General features: G+C 64.0%; 25 protein-coding genes. 14 read left to right on the top strand and 11 right to left on the bottom strand.

Translation table 11 applies throughout. From position 1 onward, the window contains the following. Positions 1–17: 17 nt before the first annotated feature. Positions 18–482 (bottom strand): hypothetical protein, encoded by a 465-nt coding sequence (locus tag I6L32_RS03245; RefSeq protein ID WP_139699998.1) that lies wholly within the window; start codon positions 480–482, stop codon positions 18–20. A gap of 29 nt (positions 483–511) precedes the next feature. Continuing rightward, the gene (locus tag I6L32_RS03240; protein ID WP_216944694.1) at positions 512–1885 is read right to left on the bottom strand and encodes a PLP-dependent aminotransferase family protein; all 1374 of its coding nucleotides are present in this window, start codon (positions 1883–1885) and stop codon (positions 512–514) included. A 116-nt stretch (positions 1886–2001) separates the two neighbouring features. On the opposite strand from I6L32_RS03240, the gene I6L32_RS03235 reads away from it, so the two are divergent. The 4 genes from I6L32_RS03235 (at position 2002) to I6L32_RS03220 (ending at position 5553) form a co-directional block, all read left to right on the top strand. Next, a complete protein-coding gene (locus tag I6L32_RS03235; protein WP_039039402.1) occupies positions 2002–2598 on the top strand; it encodes a LysE family translocator in 597 nt (198 codons plus the stop codon). 102 nt (positions 2599–2700) lie between these two features. Next, positions 2701–3291, top strand: coding sequence for a LysE family translocator (locus I6L32_RS03230; protein WP_010672906.1), 591 nt, complete (start codon positions 2701–2703; stop codon positions 3289–3291). A gap of 135 nt (positions 3292–3426) precedes the next feature. Further along, positions 3427–4119 (top strand): aspartate/glutamate racemase family protein, encoded by a 693-nt coding sequence (locus I6L32_RS03225; RefSeq protein ID WP_041214542.1) that lies wholly within the window; start codon positions 3427–3429, stop codon positions 4117–4119. A 219-nt stretch (positions 4120–4338) separates the two neighbouring features. Continuing rightward, positions 4339–5553 (top strand): aldose 1-epimerase family protein, encoded by a 1215-nt coding sequence (locus I6L32_RS03220; protein ID WP_039039404.1) that lies wholly within the window; start codon positions 4339–4341, stop codon positions 5551–5553. 60 nt (positions 5554–5613) lie between these two features. Here I6L32_RS03220 and I6L32_RS03215 read toward each other — a convergent pair whose 3' ends face one another. Then, the gene (locus tag I6L32_RS03215; protein ID WP_216944693.1) at positions 5614–7404 is read right to left on the bottom strand and encodes a long-chain fatty acid--CoA ligase; all 1791 of its coding nucleotides are present in this window, start codon (positions 7402–7404) and stop codon (positions 5614–5616) included. A gap of 181 nt (positions 7405–7585) precedes the next feature. On the opposite strand from I6L32_RS03215, the gene I6L32_RS03210 reads away from it, so the two are divergent. Then, a complete protein-coding gene (locus I6L32_RS03210; RefSeq protein WP_010672910.1) occupies positions 7586–8128 on the top strand; it encodes a hypothetical protein in 543 nt (180 codons plus the stop codon). A 71-nt stretch (positions 8129–8199) separates the two neighbouring features. On the opposite strand, the gene rimI is transcribed toward I6L32_RS03210, so the two are convergent. Next, positions 8200–8649: a ribosomal protein S18-alanine N-acetyltransferase gene (gene rimI, locus I6L32_RS03205; RefSeq protein ID WP_201936221.1), complete on the bottom strand. Its 450-nt coding sequence runs from the start codon at positions 8647–8649 to the stop codon at positions 8200–8202. Between the two features lie 74 nt (positions 8650–8723). Continuing rightward, positions 8724–9161: a DNA polymerase III subunit psi gene (locus I6L32_RS03200; protein WP_049635924.1), complete on the bottom strand. Its 438-nt coding sequence runs from the start codon at positions 9159–9161 to the stop codon at positions 8724–8726. Positions 9162–9377: 216 nt separating this feature from the next. Here I6L32_RS03200 and I6L32_RS03195 point away from each other — a divergent pair, with 216 nt between their 5' ends. Together I6L32_RS03195 and viaA are read left to right on the top strand one after the other, a co-directional pair. Beyond that, entirely contained in the window at positions 9378–10985 is a 1608-nt protein-coding gene (locus I6L32_RS03195; RefSeq protein WP_216944692.1) for an ATPase RavA domain-containing protein, read from the top strand. A gap of 101 nt (positions 10986–11086) precedes the next feature. Continuing rightward, positions 11087–12541: an ATPase RavA stimulator ViaA gene (gene viaA, locus I6L32_RS03190; protein ID WP_216944691.1), complete on the top strand. Its 1455-nt coding sequence runs from the start codon at positions 11087–11089 to the stop codon at positions 12539–12541. 12 nt (positions 12542–12553) lie between these two features. Here the strand turns inward: viaA and I6L32_RS03185 are convergent, their stop codons facing one another. Continuing rightward, positions 12554–13558, bottom strand: a complete 1005-nt coding sequence (locus tag I6L32_RS03185; protein ID WP_201970097.1) for a sensor domain-containing diguanylate cyclase — start codon at positions 13556–13558, stop codon at positions 12554–12556. Between the two features lie 195 nt (positions 13559–13753). Between I6L32_RS03185 and I6L32_RS23030 the strand changes: the two genes are divergently transcribed. The 5 genes from I6L32_RS23030 (at position 13754) to I6L32_RS03165 (ending at position 18480) form a co-directional block, all read left to right on the top strand. Further along, positions 13754–14707 (top strand): tetratricopeptide repeat protein, encoded by a 954-nt coding sequence (locus tag I6L32_RS23030; RefSeq protein WP_254203878.1) that lies wholly within the window; start codon positions 13754–13756, stop codon positions 14705–14707. Between the two features lie 24 nt (positions 14708–14731). Beyond that, a complete protein-coding gene (locus I6L32_RS23025) occupies positions 14732–15616 on the top strand; it encodes a GGDEF domain-containing protein (protein WP_254203877.1) in 885 nt (294 codons plus the stop codon). Positions 15617–15860: 244 nt separating this feature from the next. Then, complete coding sequence (gene prfC, locus I6L32_RS03175) at positions 15861–17450, top strand: peptide chain release factor 3 (protein WP_103255304.1); 1590 nt, start codon at positions 15861–15863, stop codon at positions 17448–17450. A 168-nt stretch (positions 17451–17618) separates the two neighbouring features. Further along, entirely contained in the window at positions 17619–17957 is a 339-nt protein-coding gene (locus tag I6L32_RS03170; protein ID WP_216944690.1) for a nuclear transport factor 2 family protein, read from the top strand. A 73-nt stretch (positions 17958–18030) separates the two neighbouring features. Further along, positions 18031–18480: an N-acetyltransferase gene (locus I6L32_RS03165; RefSeq protein ID WP_216944689.1), complete on the top strand. Its 450-nt coding sequence runs from the start codon at positions 18031–18033 to the stop codon at positions 18478–18480. 179 nt (positions 18481–18659) lie between these two features. Here I6L32_RS03165 and I6L32_RS03160 read toward each other — a convergent pair whose 3' ends face one another. From I6L32_RS03160 to I6L32_RS03150, 3 genes are all read right to left on the bottom strand, one after another. Next, complete coding sequence (locus I6L32_RS03160) at positions 18660–19121, bottom strand: acyltransferase (protein ID WP_216944688.1); 462 nt, start codon at positions 19119–19121, stop codon at positions 18660–18662. Then, entirely contained in the window at positions 19118–20044 is a 927-nt protein-coding gene (locus I6L32_RS03155) for a bifunctional helix-turn-helix transcriptional regulator/GNAT family N-acetyltransferase (protein ID WP_216944687.1), read from the bottom strand. The genes I6L32_RS03160 and I6L32_RS03155 overlap by 4 nt, the downstream gene beginning before the upstream one ends. A gap of 192 nt (positions 20045–20236) precedes the next feature. Further along, entirely contained in the window at positions 20237–21274 is a 1038-nt protein-coding gene (locus tag I6L32_RS03150) for an alkene reductase (protein ID WP_216944686.1), read from the bottom strand. A 167-nt stretch (positions 21275–21441) separates the two neighbouring features. Between I6L32_RS03150 and I6L32_RS03145 the strand changes: the two genes are divergently transcribed. Continuing rightward, positions 21442–22008 (top strand): TetR/AcrR family transcriptional regulator, encoded by a 567-nt coding sequence (locus I6L32_RS03145; RefSeq protein WP_069652476.1) that lies wholly within the window; start codon positions 21442–21444, stop codon positions 22006–22008. Positions 22009–22282: 274 nt separating this feature from the next. Here the strand turns inward: I6L32_RS03145 and I6L32_RS03140 are convergent, their stop codons facing one another. Together I6L32_RS03140 and I6L32_RS03135 are read right to left on the bottom strand one after the other, a co-directional pair. After that, a complete protein-coding gene (locus I6L32_RS03140) occupies positions 22283–22618 on the bottom strand; it encodes an endonuclease domain-containing protein (protein ID WP_216944685.1) in 336 nt (111 codons plus the stop codon). 416 nt (positions 22619–23034) lie between these two features. Then, positions 23035–23946: a LysR family transcriptional regulator gene (locus I6L32_RS03135; RefSeq protein WP_048206938.1), complete on the bottom strand. Its 912-nt coding sequence runs from the start codon at positions 23944–23946 to the stop codon at positions 23035–23037. A gap of 146 nt (positions 23947–24092) precedes the next feature. Between I6L32_RS03135 and aguA the strand changes: the two genes are divergently transcribed. Then, positions 24093–25190 (top strand): agmatine deiminase, encoded by a 1098-nt coding sequence (gene aguA / locus I6L32_RS03130; RefSeq protein ID WP_216944684.1) that lies wholly within the window; start codon positions 24093–24095, stop codon positions 25188–25190. Positions 25191–25323: the final 133 nt, after the last annotated feature.

Genomic DNA, 25323 nt, shown 5'->3' with positions numbered 1-25323 from the left:
GCAGGGCAAAGAAAGCATCACTGAAGGCCGGGCCCCCTGGCCGAGAAGGGGCAGTCCCGCTGGGGGACACGCAGCACCCCGGCGCCCGCCTCTCCCTGCCAGGCGAGCTCGAGCTGGCCCAGGCGCCCGAGGTGGCGCAGCTCGAACTCGTAGCGCAGGCAGGGGTTGTCGGTGGGCAGCCGTGTCATCCCGGCGGGCAGCCGGTAGTCGTAGCGCAGCTGGGGGCCATCTTGCAGTCGGCTCTGCACGGGCACCAGCCCCTCCGCCGTCGGTGCGGGGGCCTTGAGATAGCGGCGCAGCGCCACCGGTGCGTCGATGGCTTTTTGATAGTGAAGGCCGTTCATGGCTGCCAACTCCTCCTCCAGCCGCGTCAGCTCCCCCTCCAGTCCGCTCAAGGCGGCGCCAAGCTGTTGATGGGCCGGGGAGGCGCAGCCTCCCAGCAGCAGGGTCGCGATGAGCAGGGCGGGACGGACGGCAGACATGAAGGTTCCTCGGGTGCCAGGGTCAATGACTATAGCAGGGGATTGGTGGGCGGCGTGCCCCTCAGCAGCCCGGCGAGGCGCTCCAGCCCTTCGGCGACGCGGGCGTCGGTGGCGGGCTGGCTCAGGCTGAGGCGTACTCCCTGCGGGGCGGCAAACTGGCCGGCGGCGAAGTGTTCTCCGCTGGCGACCCCCACGTCAAGGGCGTTGGCGGCCTCCGCAAACTCCTGGCTGCGCCAGGGCTCGGGCAGCGGCAGCCAGGCGTGCATAGACCCCGGCTGCCAGCGCGCTCCCGGCAGCAGGTGGCGCAGGAGCTCACCCCGGCGCGCCAGGATTTTTCGCTGGTGTTCGATGAGCGGCATGATCTGGCGCTGGCTCACCAGCTTGCAGGCCAGCTCGATGAGCAGCGGACTCACCATCCAGCTCGACAGCCGCATTGCCTGGGCGAAGCCGTTACGAAGGGCGGGAGGGGACAACACGAAGCCGACCCGCAGGCCGCCGCAGGCTATCTTGGCGAGACTGCCGAGGTAGATGACCCGCTCCGGTGCCAGGTTGACCAGCGGCGGGAGCGTACTTTCGGGCAGCAGGCCGTTGACGTCATCCTCGACGATCAGCAGATCGTGGCGACGGGCGATGGCGACGATGGCGTCGCGCCGCGCCAGGCTCATGGTGGCCGTAGTGGGGTTTTGCAGGGTGGGGGTGAGATAGAGCAGCTTGGCCCGGCGGGTACGGCACGCGGTATCCAGCGCCTCTGGCAGCAGTCCCTCCTCATCCATCGCCAATCCCACCACCTGATTCTTGAGCTGGCGTGCATTACCCAGCATGCCGGGGTAGCTCAGGCCCTCGCAAAACAGGGTCTCTCCCACGCAGCCGGTGGCCAGCAGGGCCAGCATGATGCCGTGCTGGGCCCCATGGCTGAACAGCAGGCGATCTTCGCTCGCCGTGATGCCCTGCTCGGCGAGCCAGTCGACGAACAGCTGGCGTTGTGCGGGGCGTCCGGCCTCCTTGTCATAGCCGAGCAGGCCGTTGAGATCCCCCTGCGCCAGCTCGGTGAGCAGGGGCCTGATGATGGCGCCCCTGTCCAGCTGGACCGGGAGGTTCTGCCACAGCTCGATGCGCTGGCTGTCTTCATTGCGGATCACCCATTCGTTGGCGGGATCCGCCGCTCCCCTGACCCAGGTGCCGTGCCCGACCCGGGCCGCCAGCAGGCCCCGTCGCTCCGCTTCGGTGTAGGCGCGGGTGACGGTGCCCACGGTGACCCCCAGCTTGTCTGCCAGGGCCCTGTGGGTCGGCAGCCGGGTCTCGGGTGAGAGGATGCCGGTGGCGATGGCCTGCTCGATGGCCTTGACCAGTTTGAGGTAGAGGGGCCCCTCGAAGGGGGTGAGGTCGGGCGTCCAGATTGTCATGGTGACAATAAATCCATTGATCCAAGATTGTCCGCAATATAGCGTGATTATCAGTCTTCACACAACCAACAAGCACACATTGTATCGGTACAATGTGGCGAGAAAGGAGTCTCCCCATGACCATCGAATGGTATGCCACCCTGTTTGGCTTCGCTCTGCTCACCTGCGGCACGCCAGGGCCGAACAACCTGATGTTGACGGCGTCCGGTGCCAACTTCGGCGTGCGTCGCACCCTGCCCCATCTCATCGGGGTGGCGGTGGGCCAGCCTGTGCTGCAACTGGTGCTGGCGCTCGGCTTCTATCCGCTGTTCGAGCGCTGGCCCCTGCTCAAGCTGAGCCTGCAGGTGCTGGGCAGCCTTTACCTGCTGTGGCTGGCGTGGCGCATCGCGGTGGCAGGCGCCCCCGGAGATCCCGCCAGCCGTGCCCGCCCCTTGACCCTGCTTGAAGGGCTGGGCTTCCAGTTCCTCAATCCCAAGGCGTGGATGATGGGGATCTCGGCCATCAGTCTGTTCAGCCTGCCGGGGAGCGACTACTGGCCGAGCATGTGGGGCATCATGAGTGTCTTCCCCATGGCGGGGTTCCCGGTCTGCTTCGCCTGGGTGATGTTTGGCCATCAGCTCAGCCGCTGGATCAACTCGGACAAGGGGTGGCGTCGTCTCAACGGCAGCCTGGGTGCCTTGACCGCCCTGTGCGTGGTGATGCTCTGGTATTAACAGCACCTTGATTATTCATGCAAAGAAAATGCATTGCTGACCTTGTCGTCAGGGCGTCGGCTCTGCATATTAGGAGGCTTGCCGTATCTGAACGAGGTTGAGATGGATCTGAACTGGTTGCTCCCCCTGGCGGGCTTTGCCCTTATCACCTGTGGCACGCCGGGCCCCAACAACATGCTGCTCACCAGTGCCGGGGCCGCCCAGGGGTTTCGCCGCTCCGTGCCTCTGCTGGTGGGGGTGGTGGGGGGCATCAACCTGATGATCCTGGCCACGGCCCTGGGGCTCGGGGTGGTGTTCGAGCGTCTGCCCCTGCTGCACGACGGCCTCAAGCTGGTGGGGTCGGCCTACCTGCTCTGGCTGGCCTGGAAGGTGGCCAACGCCAGTGGCCCGGCGGAGGGGAACCGGCCGCTCATCCCGGCCCATCAGGGGGCCATGCTGCAACTGCTCAACCCCAAGGCCTGGATGATGGCGCTCTCCGCCATCAGCGGCTTTACCCTGGCGGGGGAGGCTTACTGGCCGTCCGCGGGCTGGGTGCTCGGCATTTTCTTCGTGACCGGCCTCTATACCGGTGCCTTCTGGGTGCTGTTCGGTGCCCAGGTGCGCCGCCTCATCCGCACCGCCACCGGTTGGCGTCGTTTCAATCTGGGCATGGGGCTCGCCACGGCGGCCTGCGTGCTGATGATCTGGGTTTAGGCCTCGGCCTGAGCCTTTACCGGCTGTCTTGTTGGCCCTTCGGGGCCTTTTTTATTGCCGGGGCGGTGCGATCAAACGCGCCCCCTGAGGGATTGCAGCATTGGTTTGCACCATCGGGTTACATAAGGAGATCCCATGAAATGTATCGGTCTGCTGGGTGGCATGAGCTGGGAGTCCACCGTCAGCTATTACCAGGCCCTCAACCGGGGGGTACGCGAGCGGCTCGGCGGTCTGCACTCGGCGCGGGTGCTGCTGAGCAGCGTGGATTTTGCCGGGATAGAGCGGTTGCAGCACGCCGGTGACTGGCCCGCCACCGCCCGTCTGCTGGCAGCCGAGGCCAGGGCCATCCAGGCCGGTGGCGCCGATTTTCTGCTGATCGGGACCAACACCATGCACAAGGTGGCGCCGGAGATCGAGGCCGCCATCGACATTCCCCTGCTCCACATCGCCGATGCCACGGCCCATCGCCTCCAGGCCGACGGGGTGACCCGGGTAGGTTTGCTCGGCACCCGCTTCACCATGGAGCAGGATTTCTACAAGGGGCGGCTCCAGGAGCGCTTCGGGCTGGAGGTGCTGGTGCCTGATGACGCTGCACGGGAGCGGGTGCACCGCATCATCTATGACGAGCTCTGCCTCGGCGATATTCGCGAGTCGTCTCAGGCCGAGTATCTGGCCATCATCGCCGATCTGGCACAGGCCGGTGCCCAGGCGGTGATCCTGGGTTGCACCGAAATCGCCCTGCTGGTGGGCGCGTGCCAGGCCGCCGTGCCTCTCTATGACACCACCGCCATCCACGCCGAAGCCGCGGTGACGCTGGCCCTTGCCTGATGTGATGCGGGCGGGGTGACCCTCTCGGCGCCCCGCCTGTTTTTTCCTCCTTTCATAACTGTGAGTCAGCCTTCATTTCAGCAGGGCTGAAGCCGTTTTTATTGTCAATCGGCTCACATTTCCTCTTTTTGTCTCTTGAGTCCGGGGCGTCAGACGCCTAGTTTTCGATAACTGAAACGATTCAGCTTTCACAAAAACAAGAGACACGAGGATAAATCCATGTTGAAGAAACTCTCCATTGCCGTGCTGCTCGCCCTGGGCGCCACCGCGGGTCACGCCGCCGAATTTCTGCTGACCGACTCCCAGCAAGGGCTGGATGTGGGGGACTGGAAGATCACCAGCGAGAAGCTCGGCATCAAGAGTCCGGTTCCCTTCACCATCGAGAAGAAACGCCTGCACGGCGGCCGCCAGGAAGGGGTGGATCTGCTCATCGTCGACAATGGCGTCATGAAGATCACCCTGGTGCCGACCCGCGGCATGGGGATCAAGGAGGTCAAGGCGGCGGATCTGCGCCTAGGCTGGGATTCACCGGTCAAGGAGGTGGTCAACCCCGCCTTCATCGATCTCGAGAGCCGTGGCGGCCTCGGCTGGCTCGACGGCTTCAACGAGATGCTGGTGCGCTGCGGCTACGAGTGGACGGGTCATCCCGGGGTGGATGACGACGGCCGCCTCAAGAGCCTCCATGGCCGGGTGCAGAACATTCCCGCCTCCGTGGTCAGCGTGACCGTGGACGAAGAGCCGCCCTACGCCATCCACGTGCTGGGCCGGGTGGACGAGCGCACCTTCAAGATGAGCGAACTGGTCACCTGGACCCAGCTGAGCGTGGTGCCCGGTCAGGCGGAGTTTGCCCTGCAGGACAAGCTGACCAACCACGCGGATTACGAGAACGAGTACCAGATCATCTATCACGGCAACTTCGGGGCCCCCATTCTGGAGGAGGGAGCCAGGGTGAGCACGCCGGTGAAGCAGATCTCCCCGTTCAATGACTACGCCAAGGCCGGACTCAAGGGTTGGCAAACCTATCTGGGGCCCACCAAGGGCTTCGACGAGATGGTGTTCAACCTGGTGCCCTACAGCGACGCCGACGGCAATACCCTGGCAGTGCTGAACAACCGGGCCGGCAACGCCGGAGTGGCGGTGGGCTACAACACCCGACAGCTGCCGGTGCTGACCCTGTGGAAGAACACCGACACCCGGGCCCAGGGCTATGTGACCGGCATCGAACCCGGTACCAGCTATGCCTACAGCACCAAGTACCAGCGCCCGCTCGGGCTGGTCCCCAAGATCCAGCCGGGGGAGACCAAGACCTTCGATCTGACCTATCGCCTGCTGCAAAATGCCGACGAAGTGAAGCAGGCCCTGGCCCAGGTGGAGAAGATCCAGGGCGGTCGGGCCACCGAGCTGCGCGAGCAACCCCTGGTCAAGCTGCCATAAGGGAGAGACGCCCAGCAAAAAGCCGCTCCATGAGCGGCTTTTTCATATCAGGCCCGTCGATCAGACGTGGCTGTACATGGCTTCTATCTCGCGCTGGTACTTGGCCTCGATGATCTTGCGGCGCAGCTTCATGGTGGGGGTGATCTCCCCGAGCTCCATGGAGAAGGCGCTCGGCAGCAGGGTGAACTTCTTCACCTGCTCGAACTTGGCCAGCTCCTTTTGCAGATCCTGAATGCGGGCCTCGAAGAACTCCATCACCCGGGAGTGGCGCAGCAGCTCGGTCTTGCACTGGTACTGCAGGTTGATGGAGCGGGCGTACTCCTCCAGGGATTCGAAGCAGGGCACGATGAGCGCCGACACGAAGTGGCGGGCATCGGCGACGATGGCAATCTGCTCGATGAAGCGATCCTTGCCGAGGGTCCCCTCGACCAGTTGCGGCGCCACGTACTTGCCGTTGGAGGTCTTCATCAGCTCCTTCAAGCGCTCGGTGAAGTAGATGTTGCCCTCGTCATCCAGCTCGCCTGCATCGCCGGTGCGCAGGAAGCCATCCTCGGTCATCACCTCGGCGGTAGCTTGCGGCTTGTTGTAGTAGCCACGCATCACGGTGGGGGCGCGCACCAGCAGTTCGTTGTTCTCGCCGAGTTTCACCTCGATGCCGTTTAGCGCCGTGCCGATGGAGCCCAGCCTGAACTGGGTGTCTTCATAGCAGCAGACGGTGGCGGTGGTCTCGGTCATGCCGTAGCCGTACTTGAGGTTGAGCCCCATGGCCTGGAAGAAGAGATTCACCTCGTCCGCGAGACGGGCGCCCGCCACCGGCAGGAAGCGGGTGCGACCGCCGAAACGGGCGCGCAGTTTGCGAAACACCAGGCGCTCGGCAAGCCAGAGCTGGCCATAGAGCAGGGGAGAGGCGGACTTGCCCGCCTGACGGGTGGCGACCATCTGTTTGCCCACCCGGGTGGCCCAGCCGAACAGGGCGCGGCGCAGGCGCGGCGCCTGGGCGACCTTGGCCTGGATCATGGCGTAGGCCTTCTCGTAGAGGCGGGGCACGGCGCACATCACGGTGGGCTTCACCTCGCCGATGACATCCATCACCTTCTGCGGGTCGCGAATGTAGACGTTCTCGGCGCCGCAATAGAGCACGTAGTAGCTCCAGGCACGCTCGAACACATGGCTCAGCGGCAGCATGCAGAGGGAGACATCCTGCTCGCTGAGGTCGAGGCGAGCGTCATGCATCTCGAAGCAGGCGGCCATGTTGGCGAAATCGAGCATGACCCCCTTGGGTTCGCCCGTGGTGCCCGAGGTGTAGATGAGGGTCAGCAGGTCGTCCATGCGGTAGTGGCGCTCGCGCTCGCGCAGCACCTGCTCGCTGGGTTGGTGGTTGCCGGAGACGAGGAAGGTCTGGAAATGGCTGGCCGAGGCGCAGCCGCGCAGATCGACGGTGCCGTCCAGGGCGACGATGTGGCTTATCTCGCCGCTGTCGATGAGGTGCAGCGCCTGATCGAACTGGGGCTGCTCCCCCACGAACAGCATCCTGATGCCGGCATCCTTGACGATGTAGCGCAGCTGATCGAGGGTGCTGGTGGGGTAGATGGGCACGCTGACGCCGCGGGCGGCCAGGATGCCGAGGTCGGCCTGGGTCCACTCGGGCATGTTGCGGGCATAGATGCCGACCATCTCGCCGGACTGGTGGCCCGCCCGGATCAGGCCCTGGGCGCAATAATCCATGGCCTGACCCAGGGTTCGCCAGCCGATGGCGCGCCACTGGCCATCCTGCTGGACGCGCAGGGCGGCCTTGTTGCCAAGGCGGGCAATACGCTCACGCATCACTCTAACCAGATGAAACTGCGACATCTCACGCATCCTCAAGTAACAGTTGTGCGCCCGCAGGGGCACCAAAATCGGGGCTGGAGTTTAAACTCTAACATTACAGCTTACAAGTGTGCGCCATTTGTCCTGGATCACAAAGTCGTCAACCAGATGAGAGTGAGGCATGATAGGGAGCAGGGATCGGATTCATTCAGGGAGTTGCACCATGAATATCGGGATCAAGAGCCTGTTCACCGGTGTGTTGCTGCTGTTGGCGGGGGCAGGCGCCCTCTGGTATCTACTGGGGGGCGCGGGGGAGCAGGAGAATCCCTGGCTGAGCGGCGCCGAGGGCTATGAGCAGGCGCAGCGGCTGGCGCTGAGGGAAGGATACCCCTTGCTCTACGTGATCGAGCGCGCCAAGTGCCGACGCTGCAAGGCGCTGAATACCAGGCTGTGGCGTGCCCCCGAGATGCAATCCGCCCTGGCGGGGCTGGTGAAGGTGCGACTCAACCCGGATGCGGGGGATGGCAGCGAGCACATTCTGCGCCGCTTCCCCCAGGTTGCGACGGCCCCTGGCATCTATGTCCAGCGACCGGGTGAGCCGCTTCGCCCCATCAAGATCGCGGTGGATATCGAACAGATCTGGATGCCCGGCGTCACCTATGGTCGCGGCTTCTTCATGCCCCTCTCGGGAGCCGCCTTCGAGGCCGTGCTGAGGGTGACCCTGAGCCTGGAAGACCCCTCCATCGACAATGCGCCCCTGCCTTGAGGGGGGAAGCGAAGCGGGGGAGTCAGGGAGGTCAGAGGGGGCGCCCGCTGACGGCGGTCTGCTGCGGGTTGTCAGCCGAAGTCGAACAGACGGGACATCAGCACGGCATCCTCCCTCTCCTGCCCGGTGCCATAGTAGTCGGCGCGGCGGCAATACTCGGCAAACCCCTCGCTCTCGTAGAGGTTGATGGCGGTGCGGTTGCCGGCCCGCACCTCCAGGAACCAGGCCTCGGCCTTGCTGGCCTTGCTGCGGGCCAGGTACTCCCTGAGCAGCGCCCGCCCCAGCCCTTTGCCCTGAAAATCGGGATGCACGCAGAGATTCATCAGGGAGCTGTCTCCCGCCACCAGATCCGAGATGTAGAAACCGGCCGGTCGTCCGTCCACCAGCATCAGGCCGTTGAGATAGCGCGGCCCGAAGCAGGAGAGCAGGTTGGCCTGGCTCCAGGGCTCCTGGTGGGCGGCCTGCTCGATGGGGTAGATGGCTTCGAAGTCCGATTCGAGCAGGGGGCGAAAGTGGGGCAAGAGGTCAGACATGGTCACTCCGGACGGGATTCAGGCTTGCGATGGACACCATGGCCGTGCCATGGTCGTGAGCATCAAGGGGTGTGACGCTGCCGGCACTGCTGCCAGAGGGCGCGCTTGTGCGCCCCATCGGGCTTGAGCGGGCAGACCAGGGCATCGGGCCAGCGAGGGTCCGGCGCCGTCAGCCAGAGCAGGGGCGAAGTGGCCCCCGCGGGCAGGGAAGGCATCTCGGACAGCAGGGAGACCTCGTCCGTGCCAAGGCCGAGCCAGCGGCAGATGTCCCCGAGCAGGGAGGGCGCGGGCAGCGTCTCTGCCAGCAGCCAGAGCTTGCCGGTCGGCAAAGGGGCGGTCTCCTGCGGGGCCAGCACCTCGTCGGCGGGCGTGTTTGCCGGCTGCGCGGCGCCGTCGGGGCTGGTGCCTCCTGCCAGGAGTCGGCCTCTTTGTTGCCAGAGGGGGATGCCCATGCGGGCCAGGATGCGCTGGCGCAGCGGGTCCAGCAGGGGATCTTGCATGGCGAAGGCTCACTCTTGATCTGCGTTGGGGTAAATAATGATGCGCAGAGTACACTCTCGCGGGATTTGCTGCACCCCGGACGTGCGCTTTTCGCCCTGTGACGATGGCAAACGAGCGCCTCCCCGGGGGCAGAGATGACAGACAATGAGAGTGGGGCGGGGCCAGAGGCCGGACCCCGTCACCACGGATGACCTATCAGCTTCGGAACTGTGCCTATGCCGCCTTTAGCCCAGAATACTGTTCGTGCCACCCCCATTCATGAGCGCCTGCCACGGCTCCTTTCCGCCCTTGGCGAGGGACTGTATGAGCGCCAGGATGCCCTGCGGCTCGGCCTGCTGGCGGCCCTGAGTGGCGAGAGCGTCTTTCTGCTGGGCCCCCCGGGCATCGCCAAGAGCCTGATCGCGCGGCGCCTCAAGCTGGCGTTTCAGGATGCCCGCCATTTCGAATACCTGATGACCCGTTTCAGTACGCCGGAGGAGGTGTTCGGCCCCCTCTCCATCCAGGCGCTCAAGGAGGATGGCAAGTACCTGCGGTTGACCAGCGGCTACCTGCCGGAGGCCGAGGTGGTCTTCCTCGACGAGATCTGGAAGGCGGGCCCTGCCATCCTCAACACCTTGCTCACCGCCATCAACGAGCGCCAGTTTCGCAACGGCGACAGCCAGCACCCCATTCCCATGCGGCTGCTGGTCACCGCCTCGAACGAGCTGCCGGCCCCGGACAGCGGGCTGGAGGCGCTCTACGACCGCATGCTGGTGCGGGTCTGGATGGACAGGGTGCAGGAGAAATCCAACTTCCAGGCCATGCTGGCGAGCGATGGCCAATCCCATCAGAACCTGACCCCCTCGGTGCAGATTCGGGGGGAAGAGTACGACGCCTGGCAGGATGCCATCGAGCAGGTGCGCCTGCCGGACGCCTGTTTCGAACTCATCTACCAGCTGCGCCAGCAGCTCGACAGCCAGCTCGGGCACGGCTGCTATGTCTCGGATCGGCGCTGGAAGAAGGCGGTGCGGCTCATCAAGGCGAGCGCCTTCTTCAATGGCCGCGACGAGGTGGCTCCCCTGGATCTGTTGCTGTTCAAGGATTGCCTCTGGCACGACGAGGCTTCCCGCACCGCGCTGCTGGAGATGATCGGCGAATTTTCCCGCCTCTACGGCTACCAGCAACTGGCGCTGACCCGGGAACTGCTCTCCCTGCGCGAGCAGTTCAAGCAGTTGCAGGGGGCGGTCGCCTTGCGCATCGGCTGCAAGGCGGTCAAGCGCAAGCAGTGGTTCGGCCGCCGCGCCCGCGGCACCGAACTGCCGCTGGCCAACGCCAGGCCGTTCGGCAAACTGGTGCATTTCCAGCTGCTCACCCCGGCGCCCCTGGATGGCAGCGATCCCGAGCGCCTCACCGGCACCCTCACCTTCGATCGCACCCTGCTCTCTCACTGGCACCCCACCGGGGAGGCGCTGGTGGGCTGGCCCCTCGGCAACCCCAAGGAGGGGCACTACGAGCTGGTGCTGGACGAGCAGTTGCGGCTGCACGTGCTGGATATCCAGCGCCAGCCCGTGCCCCTGATGCTGGTGGAGCGTACCTCCATCCCCGAGGTGGTGATGGCCCCCTGGCTGTCGGCCCTGGACGACCTGACGGGCCAGGTGAACCGGGTGCTGCAAAATCTCAAGGGTCAGCGCAACCTGTTCGACCGTCACCAGCCCCATCTGTTCGTGGGGGACCACTGGCTGCGTCAGGTGGAGGACAGCTTCTTCGTGCTGAGCCGGGACCTGGAGCGGCTGGGGGCCGAGCTGCAGCAGTGGCGGGATCGTCTGCCTTTTCTCGATGCATAGGGGTGACGTCGCGTCTTACGTGGGATTGGTGAAATAAACAGGATGAAAAACATGTTTCGTCAGCATGATACTCCATCACATCTCAACGTCCGGGGTGGCCCATGCTAGAGATCGGCATGATGGACCTGGGGCTGCTCATGGGGGAGGGGGAGCTGGCGGGGGAGATGGCGCTGCTGCTTGCCTCCACCCCCAAGATCTCCGAGTTCCTCAAGCGCTCGCCCCTGCAGGGGAAGCTGCTCAGAAAGCGCATCCAGACCTGGAGCGAACAGCTTGGGGAGGAGATGCGTCACAAGCCTGTGCCGGTGGCCCTCGAGCGGGAATACCTGCTCTATCAGGCCCACCGGCAACTGCCCCTGCCGGAGCTGGTGGGGCGCCTGCCCGCCTTGCTGGAAGCCCTTGAGCAGCACAGCCCCTTCGCGGGGGATGCCCGCAGCCTGGTGCGCCAGATAGTGGCCCAGCCCACCGAGGGGCTGCGCCAGCTCTTCATCGAGAAGTGGCGCGCCAGCCTGGTGGGCAGCCTGTTGCAGTTGCAGCAGCAGATAGCGGAGGCGGAGCGGGAGAAGCAGCGCCAGGAGATAGAGGATCAACTGCTGGCCAACCGGACCCTGGCCGATGCCCTGGATCCGCACCAGATCTCCGCCGGGGGGCTCTGGGATCTGGCCCAGGGGAGCTGGCACAAGCGCAGCCTGGCGCTGGTGAAGCAGTACGCCCGCATGTTGCAGCAGGAGCCTTTGCTCGCGGAGATCGCCGCCCTGCTTGGGCGCAGCGAGCGGGAGCGGCGCAGCGAGGACAGGACGCTGCCTCCGGTGCCTGTGAACGAGCTGGAGGAGGTGCAAAGTGACGATGTGCCCGACGATCTGGTGGGGGTGCACCCGGCCAGCGATCTGATGCGCCTCCTGCCGAGCGAGGCGGTGATGCTGGCGCTGCCGGAGCTGGAGCTGGAGTTCTATCGCCGTTATCTGGAGCGGCGCCTGCTGAGCTACCAGTCGCGGGGCACCCTGCCGCGCCAGCGTCTGATGCTGCGCTCCCCCGAGCAGGGAGGGCAGGAGGTGCAGCCGCGGGGCCCCTTCATCGTCTGCGTCGATACGTCAGGTTCCATGGGGGGCTATCCGGAGGAGTGCGCCAAGGCGCTGTTTCTCGCCCTGCTCAAAGGGGCGATGGAGGAGAAGCGGGGCTGCTATCTGATGCTCTTCTCCACCGAGGTGGCGACCCTGGAGATCACCGCCGACACCGGGCTTGAGAAGGCGGAGCGCTTTCTCTCCATGAGTTTTCACGGAGGGACCGATCTGGTGCCCTGCCTGGAGCAGGCCCTGACCCAGCTCGAACAACCCGCCTTTGCCAAGGCCGACGTGCTGGTGATCTCCGACTTCATCGCCCAGAACCTGCCCCACCCCCTGCTCGAGCGGATGAACCGGCGACGGGCGCAGCAGACACGCTTCCATGCGGTCGCCATGTCCCGTCACGCCAAGGCGGCCATTTTGCGGGTGTTCGACAACAGCTGGCTGCTCGATTGCGGCCTGCGTGGACGCCTGCTGCGGCGCTGGCAGCGCCATTGAGGGCGCTCAGGCTCAGAGAGTGGGCCTGTGGTAGAGGCCCCGTTCGTTGACCTGCTCCTGATCCAGCAGCGGTTGACCGCTTGGCTGGGCAATATAAAAACCCCGCTTGCCGCTGCGCTTGACCCTGTACATGGCCTGATCCGCCCGGGCCAGCGCCGCGCCGAAATCGTCCTGGGGCCGGATGGCCGCAATTCCCATGCTCAGTCCCACCGAGGCGTCCCCGTTGGGCAGCTCGAAGGGGGTGGCGATGGCATCGATGCACTGGCGGGCGAGGTGGCTGGTGCGGGGATCGTCGCACGCCCAGGGCAGCAGCAGCACGAACTCGTCCCCGCCGATGCGCCCCAGCCGTACCTCCTCGCCGCAGCAGTGGCGAAGGCGCTGGGCGAGGGAGACCAGCAGTTCGTCACCTGCCCGGTGGCCCAGGTTGTCGTTCACCAGCTTGAAGTCATCGAGATCGATGAAACAGATGGCCTGGTACTCCCCGGGAAAGTGGCGGTGCAGCGCGGTGCGGTTGAACAGGCCGGTGAGGGGATCCCGGTGGGCAAGCTGGGCGAGCTGCTGCTCGTACTCCTTCTCGTGGGTGATGTCGATGTGGGTGCCCATCACCCGGACGGGGTTGCCCTGCTCATCCCGCTCCACCACCCGGCCCCGGTCCAGCACCCAGGTGGTCTTGCCATCCTTACCGATCATGCGGTGCATCGCTTGATAAAACGGGCTCTTGCCCTCCAGATGGTCGAAGAAGGCCTGCAGCACCTGCTCCCTGTCCTCCGGGTGCAGGTGGGCGCGCCAGACGTCGAAGTGGGCCGACAGCTCCTTGGGCTGGTAACCGAGCATGGAGCCCCAGCGCCGGTTGAAGATGATGAGTTTGCCGGTGGGCACATGGTTCTGCCAGATGCACAGGCCGGTGCCGTCCATGGCGGCGTCCAGCTTCTCCCGCGCGTCATCCGCGATGCGTTTGAGACGCTCGTTCTCCAGCAACAACCTGTCGTAAGCCTCCCTCAGCTCCTCGTAGGTCATTTCTCATCCCTTCCCCTGTTCGAAAGCATATATAGTCGATGCACTCTCTCCTTCTGTAAAGAAGGAGATAGGGGAGGCTCTCGTTCGATATGAGGCGTTTTCTCACCCTCTGGCGGCTGTGCGCCCAGAGTCTGTGGGGATATGATGACAGTGGTGAGCGCGGCGTCCGGTCAGTGAAGAGGAGAAAAAGTCCGCATGAAGATCCTGATGGGAGGTAGTCTGTTGCTGGGGGTTGCCCTGGCCCAGGCGGCGCCACTGGCCGGGCACGAGTTGCAGCTGGCGTTGCAGCAGCTCGAAGAGTCGACGATGCCGGTGCAGGTGTTTCGCGAGCGCGTCGCCGCCCTGACTGCCGAACAGGCACACTATCCGCCCGAGGTGCAGGGCCGCCTTGCCCGGCTGCAGTGCTGGGCCCAGCCGAGTGAACGAGACGAGGAGTTTCGCCGCGCGGTGGCGTTTGCCGAGCAGGGGCTGGCGCAGGCCCGTGCCCGCAAGGACAGGGTCACCGAGGTGGGGTTGCTCGCCTGTCGCGGGTATCACCGGCAACTGCTCGGCAACATGACCGGTGCCGGGGAGGATTACGACGCCGCCCTGACCCTGGCCCGCCGGCTGGGGGATGAGCGCCAGCGTGCCGACATCCTGAGCCTGCGGGGGGAGATGTACTCCTACCAGGGGGAGCTGGCGGAGGGGCTGATGGATCTCATCGATGCCCACCAGCGCTACGAGGCGCTCGGGCTGGAGGCCAAGGGGCGCGAGGTGCTCGCCAATATTGCCAATGCCTATCGCAGGATGGGGCTCTATGAGCGGGCCGAGAGCTACTTCAACGAGCTGGAACACGACTACCGGCAGCTCGGGGACGAGGAGCACCTGGTGGACATTCACAGCCAGCAGGGGCTCCTCTACATCGACACCGAAGAGTACGACAAGGCGCTGCCCCTGATGGCGGAAGCGGAGATCTATTATCTGGGGTTAAACCAGGAAGGGATCCTGGCCTGGAGCCGGATCGAGATAGCCACCATCCTGCTCAAGCAGGGCAAGCCGGACCAGGCCATGACCAAGCTCGATCAGGCGGCAGCCTCCCTCCATCAGGGGGAGGGGGCGGACAGCGTCACCCTGGGCCACTGGCACCTCGTCATGGCCGACGTCCTCTAGGCCCTGAACCGACCCGGCGAGGCGTTGCGGCACCTGGACGAGGCCGAGCCTATCTTTACCCGGGAGCATAACCTGCGCTTCCTCGCCCGGGTGCATGAGACACGGGCCCGGGTGCTGGAGCGTCAGGGGCATATCCAGTCGGCCCTCACCAGCCTCAAGACCTATGTCGAGACCCGCCAGGCCCTCGAGCTCAGATTGCGGGAACAGCGCTCCTTGCAGATGCGTTTCGAGTTCGATCTCGCCCGCAAGGAGCTGGAAAACCAGACCCTCAGGTCCCAGCAGCAGTTGCAGGCGGAGAAACTCAAGCAGTTGCAGGAGCGGCGCTACTGGCAATACCTGGTGGTGGCCCTGCTGCTGGTGGTGATGGGCACCCTGGTGGTGCACCAGCGCGGGCGCACCCGCAAGATGCAGCGTCTCGCCATGACGGACGAACTGACCGGCATCCACAACCGGCGCCAGATCCAGGCCAAGGGGCGCAAATGGTTCACCCAGGCCCGGGAGGAGGGCAACCCCCTGTGCGTGCTGCTGCTGGATGTGGATCACTTCAAGAAGGTGAACGACCAGCTGGGCCACCACGTGGGGGACAGGGTGCTCACCGCCGTGGCCCAGTGCATCGAGGAGCAGTTGCGCAGCCTCGACAGGGTGGGGCGCAACGGCGGCGAGGAGTTTCTGGTGCTGCTGCCGGATACCCTCTTGGGCGAGGCCGTCGAGGTGGCGGAGCGGATCCGCCAAGCCGTCGCCTGCCTCGAGATTGAGGGAGTACCTGCGGATCACCCCATCCACATCAGCATCGGCTGCGCCCAGTACAAACCCGAGGATGACAACCTGGGCGAGCTGGTACGCCGGGCCGACGAGGCCATGTACGAGGCCAAGCTGGCGGGGCGCAACCGTGTGATGACGGCCCGGTGAGGCCGACCCCGGGCCCCCGTGATAGCGGGCTGGGTATTTTTCACTCGCGCGGGTATAATGCCGCGCAATTTTGCTTTGATCCGGGGCCAGACCCATGTAATGCAACGCGCTTCTCCTGTCTCCACCGGCGGTCACTGACCCGCCCGCGTGGTGTCGTTGTCTGCATGGGCGCCCTGATTCCAAGGTGCTGTCCCGCATTTTTCCCACGGTGGCTCCAGGCCGCCGCTCAATAGAAGAACGTCGAATTATGTCAGCTGAATTTCTGAGTGAAGTCTCCAAGAGACGCACTTTTGCGATCATCTCGCACCCGGATGCGGGTAAAACCACCATCACCGAAAAGGTCCTGCTGTTCGGACAGGCCATTCAGCGCGCCGGTACCGTCAAGGGCCGTGGCTCGGGCCAGCACGCCAAATCCGACTGGATGGAGATGGAGAAGCAGCGCGGTATCTCCATCACCACTTCCGTGATGCAGTTCCCCTACGCCGACTGCCTGGTCAACCTGCTCGATACCCCGGGTCACGAGGACTTCTCCGAAGATACCTACCGTACCCTCACGGCGGTCGACTGCTGCCTGATGGTCATCGACGCCGCCAAGGGTGTTGAAGACCGGACCCGCAAGCTGATGGAAGTGACCCGGCTGCGCGACACCCCCATCCTCACCTTCATGAACAAGCTGGACCGCGAAGTGCGCGATCCGATGGAGGTCATGGACGAGGTGGAGCGCGAGCTCAACATCATGTGCGCCCCCATCACCTGGCCCATCGGCTGTGGCAAGTCCTTCAAGGGGGTCTATCACCTCTACAAGGACGAGACCTACCTGTATCAGAGCGGTCAGGGCCACACCATCCAGGAGAAGCGGGTGGTCAAGGGGTTGAACAACCCCGAGCTGGATGCCGCCATCGGCGAAGATCTGGCTGCCCAGCTGCGTGGCGAGCTGGAGCTGGTGCAGGGCGCCTCTCCCGAGTTCGATCACGATGCCTTCATCGCCGGCGAGATGACCCCGGTCTTCTTCGGGACCGCCCTTGGCAACTTCGGTGTCGACCACATGCTGGACGGCCTGACCGACTGGGCGCCAGCCCCCATGCCGCGCAAGGCCGAGAGCCGCGAAGTGGTGGCCACCGAGGAGAAGTTCTCCGGTTTCGTGTTCAAGATCCAGGCGAACATGGACCCGAAACACCGCGACCGTATCGCCTTTATGCGTATCGTGTCAGGTACTTACAGCAAGGGCATGAAGATGCGCCACGTGCGCATCGGCAAGGACGTGAACATCTCCGACGCCGTCACCTTCATGGCCGGTGACCGTGAACAGGCGGTCGAAGCCTGTGCCGGCGACATCATCGGTCTGCACAACCACGGCACCATCCAGATCGGCGACACCTTCACCCAGGGTGAAGATCTCAAGTTCACCGGCATCCCGAACTTCGCGCCGGAACTGTTCCGCCGTATCCGCCTGCGTGACCCCCTCAAGCAGAAGCAACTGCTCAAGGGGTTGGTGCAGCTCTCCGAAGAGGGGGCGGTGCAGGTGTTCCGTCCGCTCATCAGCAACGATCTCATCGTTGGTGCGGTCGGTGTGCTGCAGTTCGACGTGGTGGTTTCTCGTCTGAAGAGCGAGTACAACGTCGAGGCCATCTACGAGGCGGTCAACGTCGCCACCGCCCGCTGGGTGGAAGGGACCGACGTCAAGAAGTTCGAGGAGTTCAAGCGCAAGAACGAGGTCAACCTGGCCCTCGATGGTGGTGACAACCTCACCTACATCGCGCCGACCATGGTCAACCTGCGCCTGGCCCAGGAGCGTCACCCGGACGTTCACTTCCGCCAGACCCGCGAACACTGATCACCCCGCCCGCACCCTGCGGGTGGCTGATGACCAGAGAGACCCCGCTTCGGCGGGGTTTTTTGTTATGGGGCGTTTCATTGGAAGGGGCGGCGATCCCCATCCGGGGCTTGATGGGTGAATAAAAATCAAGGATAAGTGATTTAAATTTCATTCATGGAGAGAGACATGTCCGTCACCCAACCCGTAGAGGCGCAGTTTGCCGCCTACAATGCCCGCGATCTCGATGCCTTCGTGGCCTGCTTTGCCCCGGATTTCAAAGGCTATCGCATGCCGACCGAGACGCCGAGCACAGTCGGCAAGGGGGCGCTGCGGGCCTTCTATGCACAGCACAGATTCAACAACCCGCTGCTCAAGGCCGAGCTGCTGTCACGCACCGTCTTGGGCAACAAGGTGTTTGATCACGAGAAGATCCACGGCCTTTCCCCCGAGCCCATCGAGAGCGTGGCGGTGTTCGAGGTGAAGGAGGGTCTTATCCAGACCGCCTGGTTCTATTTCCCCTCTTAAACCCGACACTGTATTTGCCATACGGCCCCATCCTATTGCACCGCTGTGCAGGGAAGGGTGACAAGGAAATGCCATGCAGATATTCCAGGCCACGTTGGCCCACATTGAAGAAACCAGCCGTCTGTTTGATGCCTATCGGCAGTTTTATGGGCAAGCGCCGGACAGTGATGAGGCAACCCGATTCATCGGAGAACGCCTTCAGGGGGCGGATTCAGTTATCTTTCTGGCACGCAACGAGGCGGGAGAGTGGGCAGGCTTTGTCCAGTTGTATCCGGCATTCTCTTCCGTCGCGATGAAGAGGATGTGGTACCTCAATGATCTTTATGTCGTCGAGTCTGCTCGCCAGCAGGGTGTAGCAAGAGCGCTGCTGAAACGGGTGGCCAGCTTTGCCAGGGAGACAGATGCCCTGACCGTCAAACTGGCGACGGCTGTCTCCAATCAACCTGCAAAATTACTTTATGAATCAGAGGGGTATCAAAAGGTAATCGCCTTTGATCACTATACCCAGCGGGTTGGAGCCTGACAGGCGTTATGTGTCACTGTCCATGAGATGAATGGCAAGCGCTCTTCTGGGGAGGCGCGGTGTCAGCCAGGGGCCGTGATACGGGGTGATCGGACTTGCGGGGTATCGACAGATTGCCTGTCCGGCCCCCTTCTACCCTTGCGGGAGAAAGGGGGTGAGGGGGTAATTGGCGTTTCTCGCTAGAAAGTACGCAGCAATCTGGCGGGGTTACCGGCATAGGTGCCAGGGACAGTGATGTTCCGGGTCACCACTGCGCTGGCACCGATGACGGCTCCCTGGCATATCCGTACCGGCAAAATGGTGGCGTTTGAACCGATGGATACCCCATCCCCGATGTGGGTTCGGCCCCAACTGGCGGGATCCGGGTCGGGGGCGCCGCTTTGAAAGAGGTCATTGGCAAACATGACGCCGTGACCGATAAAACAGCGCTCACCTATGGTCACATGCTCACAGATAAAGCTGTGGGACTGGATGCGGGTTGCGCGACCTATGGAGACGTTCGACTGTATCTCCACGAAGGGGCCGACAAAGACATCGTCAGCCAGGGTACAGCCGTAGAGATTGACAGGCTCAACCAGCCTCACCCTTTCACCGAAGCTGACATCTCGTATGCCGACAGAGAGTCGGGTTGGTTCACTCATCTCCCCTCCTTCCCGTCGAGGGCCAGCACCATGCAGATCTCGCAGGCGTCGTGGCCCGTGCAGCCAAGGGGCCCCGGCAGGTGTTCGAAGCCCAGGGATTCATAGAGGGCGGTGGCTTCCCGCAGCACGGCGGTGGTCTCCAGATAGCAGCGCTGGTAACCCAGGGCGCGAGCCTCGGCCAGCGCCTGCAACACCAGCCGCCGTCCCAGCCCCAGCCCTCGCAGGGCGGGCAGGAAGTACATCTTCTGCAGTTCGCACACATCCGGTGCCCCCGCCAGCGGCGCTATGCCGCCCCCGCCAAGAATGGTGCCGTCCGGTCCCTCAATCACCCAGTAGCGGCTACGCTCCCCCTGATAGGTCTCGTGGAGAAAATCGAGGTTGGGATCCGCCACCCCGTACCCCTTGTCGGCGGTGAGGCCGTATTCGGCGGAGACGGCGCGCACCACGGCGGCGATCCGGGGATTGTCGGCCGGGGTGATGGGGCGGATGACGAACCCCTGTTGGCGGCGGGCGCGGGAGAGGGCGCTGCGATAGAGCCGCATGCCCTCCCAGATCTGCTCGCACTCGGCGGGGGAGAGCTGGGCCAGGGCCCCCGCCATGGTCTCGTCCATCTGCCGGTGCAGCTCCTCAAGCTGTGCCTTGCCCGGCGCTGTGAGGCTCGCCTCCTTGCTGCGCCCGTCCGAGGGGTGGGGTTGCCAGGCGATAAGCTCCCGTTCGGCGAGGCGGGCCAGGGGGCGGCTGGCGTTGGACTTGTCGATGCGAAGGCGCTCGGCAAGCTGCTGGTTGGTGGCGGGACCGTTCTCCAGCTCGATGAGCAGGTGGGCCTCCAGGGGGCTCAGGGCCAGCGAGCCGCACTGCTGGGAGAGCATGCCGAGTTCGCGTACCAGTTCCCTCGACAGGGCGCGCAGGGGGCGGGGATCCATGGGGTTGTCTCCTAGTGATGGTATTTGGTTGTTGTACGCAACCAATACCATCTTTTGGTTGTTGATGACAACCATTTGCGTGAAAAAGGGCGAAAGACAGGCAGAAAAAAGGGCCCGGGAGAGGGCCCAAACATTGGAAACCCGCGCGGGGGCGCGGATCCCATCCTTGGTCAGGCAAGGCGCCGGCGAGGGTTAGACCAGTTCCGCCAGCATGGTGTCGGCATAGGGGGTCAGCGCCTCTCCCTGCTTCACCTTGGCGAGGTAGTCCGGGTTGGCGATGAGGGGGCGACCGATGGCGACGAGGTCGAAGCGGTCCGCCTCGATGGCCTCGAGCGCGGTCTCGGCGCTGTAGTTGCCCACCCCCACCAGGTGGCCGTCGTAGCGGGCACGCAGGTAGTCGGAGGCGCGGCCGTCCAGGTAGTCGAAGGTGAGGCTGTCATCGAAGATGCCCAGGTGCAGATAGGCCAGAGTGCGCTGGTTCAGCTCGGCCAGCAGGTGGTCGAACACGGCGCGATCCCGGGCATCCCCTTCCAGGTGCACATAGGCGCCGGGGGAGAGACGCAGGCCCACCCGATCCCCGCCGATGCGGGCATTGATGGCATCCACCACCTCCAGCGCGAAGCGGCTCATGTTCTCGGGGCTGCCGCCGTAGTTGTCGGTGCGCAGGTTGCTGGCGTGGTGCAGGAACTGATCGATGAGGTAGCCGTTGGCACCGTGGATCTCCACCCCGTCAAAGCCCGCCTCGATGGCGTTGGCGGCGGCCTGGGCGTAATCCTCGACCAGCTGGGCGATTTCGCTCCCGGTCAGGGCGCGGGGCACTTGATAGACCAGCTCGCGCATGCGCGGCACCGTGCCCTCATGGGCGACGGCGGAGGGGGCCAGCACTTCGGCGTGGTGGAAGAAGGGGTGGGAGAGACGGCCCACGTGCCACAGTTGGGCAAAGATCTTGCCGCCGTTGGCATGCACGGCGCTGGTCACTTTCTTCCAGCCGGCGATCTGTTCGGCGCTGTAGAGCCCAGGGGTATTGGGGTAGCCCTGCCCGTCCGGACGGATGATGGTGGCTTCGGAGATGATGAGACCGATGTCAGCGCGGCGGCCGTAGTAGGCGGCCATCTGTTCGGTGGGCACCAGACCCGGGCCCGCCATGCAGCGGGTGAGGGGGGCCATCATGAAACGGTTCGCGAGGGTGAGGGTGTCGTTGAGGCGATAGGGCTGAAACAGGGTATTCATGATCGTCTGTCCTGAGGGAGTGATTCTTGAACGGGCATTCAAGACGTTTTTTGGTTTGTGTGCAAGTATTTTTTGAGCAAGCATTCAACATGGATTGACGGGGGAGGCTGGGGTAAACTTGCCGCCCTGTTTTTTCCGTCCTGCGGGACCTTGCCACCGGAGACCCCATGCGCAGCGCCGAATACGATCGGGATGCCGTCTTGCGAAACGCCATGGAAGCCTTTCGCGCCAAAGGCTATGCCAAGACCACCATGCAGGAGCTGGTGGCCGCAACCGGCCTGCACCCGGGCAGCCTCTATGCCGCCTTTGGCAACAAGCGCGGCCTGCTGCTGGCGGCGGTCGATCACTATGTGGCAGAGAAGGGGGCCCTGCGCCGCCGCTGCCTGGCACAGCCCAGCCCGCTGGCGGGGCTGCACGCCTACCTCGAGCAGGTGGTGGACGATGCCCTGCAGGGCTCCTGCCTGCTGACCCGCACCCTGATGGAGCTGGCGGAGCAGGATGAGGAGCTGCACCTTCGCTTCAAGGCCATCTACGGCGAGCTGGAACAGGATCTGGCCGGGCAGCTGGCCCTGGCAAAGGCGCAGGGAGAGCTGGCAAAAGAGGGGGACATCCCCACCCTGACCGCCTTCTTGCAGGTCCATATCCAGGGACTGGTCACCTTCGCCCAGTGCCACCCCGACCGCCCTCTGCTGGCCGGTGTCGTCGCCCGGATGATGAGCGCCCTGCGGGCGTGATGGCGAGGATGGAAACAACAAAGGCTCCCGCGGGAGCCTTTGTTGTTGCTGGGAATGCCCCTCGCAGCAGGGGTTTTGCCCCCTTCTCCCCTTGCGGGAGTCATGGTTGTTTCTGGGGATGCCACACGCCACCGGGTTGTTTGCTCCCTTCTCCCCTTGCGGGAGCCATGGTTGTTGCTGGGGATGCCACACGCCGCTGGGTTGTTTGCTCCCTTCTCCCACTTATTTACAAAAGAATGGGAGAAGGGTTGGGGATGAGGGGGAGGGCTCGTGCTCAGCGCAAAGAGAGCAAAAGAAGTTCCAGTACGGCCTCCATCCGACTCAATACATCGTTATTCCACACCCGGACCACCCGAAAGCCCTGCTGATTGAGGTAGGCCGTTCTCGCGCCATCATGTTGCCGTCCGGCCGGTTCGTTGTGCTGTGACCCATCTACCTCGATGATCAACCTCTGCTCAAGAGAGATGAAATCGACAATGTAGGGCCCGATGGGCATCTGGCGACGGAATTTCACCCCGGCCAGACGGCGGTCGCGCAATTGCAGCCACAGCTTCTGTTCGGCAAGGGTGGCTTCTCGCCTCATGCGCTTGGCAAACGGATGGGTTCTCATGGTGCCTATCCAGAGCTGTTTGACCCTATTAGATATAGTCATTCCCCGGTCTGGTGACTGAGTGGGTGGCGTCCCCTCACCCTGACCCTCTCCCAGAGGGAGAGGGGACAGATAGAGTGACAGTTGTCATTTTGTTGGTCATCTCGGGGCCATCGTGGTGTGGTGTGACATTGAACTGATGAATCGACAGGTCGATGTGCTGGTGGGATGTGTTCCGCCCTAGCAGACAGGTTGTTTGCGATGCTGCCAGTGGCGCAGATCCGCTCCCTTCTCCCCTTGCGGGAGAAGGGTTGGGGATGAGGGGGGAGTCACACGCCGTCGGGTTATTCAGGAGTCACCAGCTCTTTCATCAGATGCTTGAGCCACACCTGGGCCGGCTGCTGCGCATGCTGCTTTGGTATGCCAGCCGCTGCCGCTTAGCCCGGATTCACCAGATCCTTCATCAACGCCTTCAACCAGATCAACGCCGGTTGCTGGGCGTGGACCGGGTGCCAGACGCAGTTGAGGTGATAGTCCGGCACGTCGTCGGGCAGGGGCAGGCTTTTCAGCGGCCAGTGGCTGGCGAGCAGCTCGGCCACCATGCTGGGCAGTACCAAGAGGTGGTCGCTCTGGCTCACGATGGCGGCGGCGGACATATAGCTCTGGCTGTTGACCGAGATGGTGCGGCTATGGCCCAGGCTCTGCAAATAGCGGTCGAGGCTCGCCTCCGAGGTGCCGAGCGGTGAGTGGAACACATGGGGCATCTCGATTAGCTGGTCGAGGGTGATGCGCTCCTCCTCCAGCTCCAGGGTGGCACGCACCAGCCCGGCCAGGGGTTCGGTGAGCCAGGTCTCCTTGCCCAGATACCCCGGCACCTGCATGTACTCGTCAAACCCCAGCACGAGATCTATCTCGCCGCTCGCCAGCTCGGCTTCGGGCAGGGTATCGCGCAGGATGCGGATCTCGATGGTGACGCCCGGCGCCAGCTTCCTGAGGCGCTGGATAAGGGGCGGGATCAGCACGCACTCCACGTAATCCGTGGTGCAGAGCACGAAGCGGCGCTTCGACTGGCGTGGCGCGAACTCGTCCTCCTCCCAGAGTTGCTGCTCCAGCAGCCGCAGCGCCTGCTGCACCCCCAGATGCAGGCGCTGGGCCCGGGGAGTCGGCAACATCCCCTGGGGCGTGCGCACCAGCAGCGGGTCGCCGAGAAAGGCCCGCAACCGGCCGAGGGAGTGGCTCATGGCGGGCTGGCTGATAAAGAGCGATTCGGCGGCGCGGGTCACGCTCCCTTGCGTCATCAGGGCGTCAAAGGCGAGCAGCAGATTGAGGTCGAGCTGGTGCAGTTTCATGGGGGGATTATTCGCCGTGTTTATGGGACAATTAATCCTATTCATTTGATGGATGGGCGCGCAACTTCTTACACTGCGACCCACTCTTATTTTTTTCAGGGTTCCCAGGCAAATCGGGGGCCTCAATCCATGCAAGGAGCCTTGCGATGAGCATCAAGACCATGAATTCCACGCCGGCCGCCGACGGCTTCACCATGCCCGCCGAGTGGGCTCACCAGCAGGCCGTCTGGATGATCTGGCCGTTCCGCCCGGACAACTGGCGGGAAGCCGGTCGCTTCGCCCAGGCCACCTTCGCCAAGGTGGCGGATGCCATCGGGCAGGCCACTCCTGTGTTTATGGGGGTACCGGCCCAGTTTATGGAGCAGGCCCGCGCCATCATGCCCGCCCACGTCACCCTGGTGGAGATGGCCAGCGATGACTGCTGGGCCCGCGATACCGGCCCCACCATCGTCACCAACGCCGCAGGCGAGTGCCGTGGGGTGGACTGGGGCTTCAACGCCTGGGGCGGCCACAAGGGTGGTCTCTACTACCCGTGGAACCAGGATGAAGAGGTCGCTGCCCGGATGCTGGAACAGCACGGCATGGATCGTTACGACGCGCCGCTCATTCTGGAAGGGGGCTCCATCCATGTGGATGGCGAAGGCACCTGCCTGACCACCGCCGAGTGCCTGCTCAACGAAAACCGCAACCCGCACCTGACCAAAGCGCAGATCGAAGCTTACCTGCGCGACTATCTGAGCGTCACCAGCTTTATCTGGCTGGACGAAGGGGTCTACATGGATGAAACCGACGGCCACATCGACAACATGTGCTGCTTCGTGCGCCCGGGTGAAGTGGCCCTGCACTGGACCGATGACGAGAACGATCCCCAGTACGCCCGCTCCGTGGCTGCCCTCCAGGTGCTGGAAGCGGCGGTCGATGCCAAGGGGCGCAAGCTGAAAGTGTGGAAGCTGCCCCAGCCGGGTCCGCTCTACTGCACAGAGGAGGAGTCTGCCGGCGTCGAGAGCGGCAGCGGTGTGCCGCGCGAGGCAGAAGGCCGTCTGGCCGGTTCCTACGTGAACTTCCTCATCACCAACGGCAGCATCGTCTATCCGCTGCTGGATGCCGCCACCGACGGCGAAGCCCAGCGCATTCTGGAAGAGATCTTCCCGGAGCACACCGTGGTCGGCGTGCCGGCCCGGGAGATCCTGCTGGGGGGTGGCAATATCCACTGCATTACTCAGCAAATTCCTTCTGGCAAGTAAGAACCTGTTCCAAGCCAGCCGAGGTTGGTATTCAAAACCCCACGCCGTGGGGTTTTATCTCTTGATGGTGTGATGGTCGCAGGCGCCGATGCGGCGATCATCATGACAAACAGTCACCCTTTTACAGGAGATC

The sequence above is a fragment of the Aeromonas sp. FDAARGOS 1402 genome (assembly GCF_019046925.1).
GTDB lineage: Bacteria > Pseudomonadota > Gammaproteobacteria > Enterobacterales > Aeromonadaceae > Aeromonas > Aeromonas caviae.
The sequence above is the reverse complement of the archived record's forward strand: the minus strand, read 5'-3'. Positions and strand labels throughout refer to the sequence as shown.

Coding starts and splice junctions, on each gene's coding strand:
- I6L32_RS03160 (WP_216944688.1), bottom strand. CDS start 19,121: ATGAGTGAACCAACCCGACTCTCTGTCGGCATACGAGATGTCAGCTTC.
- I6L32_RS03165 (WP_216944689.1), top strand. CDS start 18,031: ATGCAGATATTCCAGGCCACGTTGGCCCACATTGAAGAAACCAGCCGT.
- I6L32_RS03225 (WP_041214542.1), top strand. CDS start 3,427: ATGAAATGTATCGGTCTGCTGGGTGGCATGAGCTGGGAGTCCACCGTC.
- I6L32_RS03140 (WP_216944685.1), bottom strand. CDS start 22,618: ATGAGAACCCATCCGTTTGCCAAGCGCATGAGGCGAGAAGCCACCCTT.
- I6L32_RS03200 (WP_049635924.1), bottom strand. CDS start 9,161: ATGCAAGATCCCCTGCTGGACCCGCTGCGCCAGCGCATCCTGGCCCGC.
- I6L32_RS03195 (WP_216944692.1), top strand. CDS start 9,378: ATGCCGCCTTTAGCCCAGAATACTGTTCGTGCCACCCCCATTCATGAG.
- I6L32_RS03155 (WP_216944687.1), bottom strand. CDS start 20,044: ATGGATCCCCGCCCCCTGCGCGCCCTGTCGAGGGAACTGGTACGCGAA.
- I6L32_RS03170 (WP_216944690.1), top strand. CDS start 17,619: ATGTCCGTCACCCAACCCGTAGAGGCGCAGTTTGCCGCCTACAATGCC.
- I6L32_RS03145 (WP_069652476.1), top strand. CDS start 21,442: ATGCGCAGCGCCGAATACGATCGGGATGCCGTCTTGCGAAACGCCATG.
- I6L32_RS03215 (WP_216944693.1), bottom strand. CDS start 7,404: ATGTCGCAGTTTCATCTGGTTAGAGTGATGCGTGAGCGTATTGCCCGC.
- I6L32_RS03220 (WP_039039404.1), top strand. CDS start 4,339: ATGTTGAAGAAACTCTCCATTGCCGTGCTGCTCGCCCTGGGCGCCACC.
- I6L32_RS03210 (WP_010672910.1), top strand. CDS start 7,586: ATGAATATCGGGATCAAGAGCCTGTTCACCGGTGTGTTGCTGCTGTTG.
- viaA (WP_216944691.1), top strand. CDS start 11,087: ATGCTAGAGATCGGCATGATGGACCTGGGGCTGCTCATGGGGGAGGGG.
- I6L32_RS03235 (WP_039039402.1), top strand. CDS start 2,002: ATGACCATCGAATGGTATGCCACCCTGTTTGGCTTCGCTCTGCTCACC.
- I6L32_RS03150 (WP_216944686.1), bottom strand. CDS start 21,274: ATGAATACCCTGTTTCAGCCCTATCGCCTCAACGACACCCTCACCCTC.
- I6L32_RS03135 (WP_048206938.1), bottom strand. CDS start 23,946: ATGAAACTGCACCAGCTCGACCTCAATCTGCTGCTCGCCTTTGACGCC.
- I6L32_RS03245 (WP_139699998.1), bottom strand. CDS start 482: ATGTCTGCCGTCCGTCCCGCCCTGCTCATCGCGACCCTGCTGCTGGGA.
- I6L32_RS23030 (WP_254203878.1), top strand. CDS start 13,754: ATGAAGATCCTGATGGGAGGTAGTCTGTTGCTGGGGGTTGCCCTGGCC.
- I6L32_RS03240 (WP_216944694.1), bottom strand. CDS start 1,885: ATGACAATCTGGACGCCCGACCTCACCCCCTTCGAGGGGCCCCTCTAC.
- aguA (WP_216944684.1), top strand. CDS start 24,093: ATGAGCATCAAGACCATGAATTCCACGCCGGCCGCCGACGGCTTCACC.
- I6L32_RS03185 (WP_201970097.1), bottom strand. CDS start 13,558: ATGACCTACGAGGAGCTGAGGGAGGCTTACGACAGGTTGTTGCTGGAG.
- I6L32_RS03230 (WP_010672906.1), top strand. CDS start 2,701: ATGGATCTGAACTGGTTGCTCCCCCTGGCGGGCTTTGCCCTTATCACC.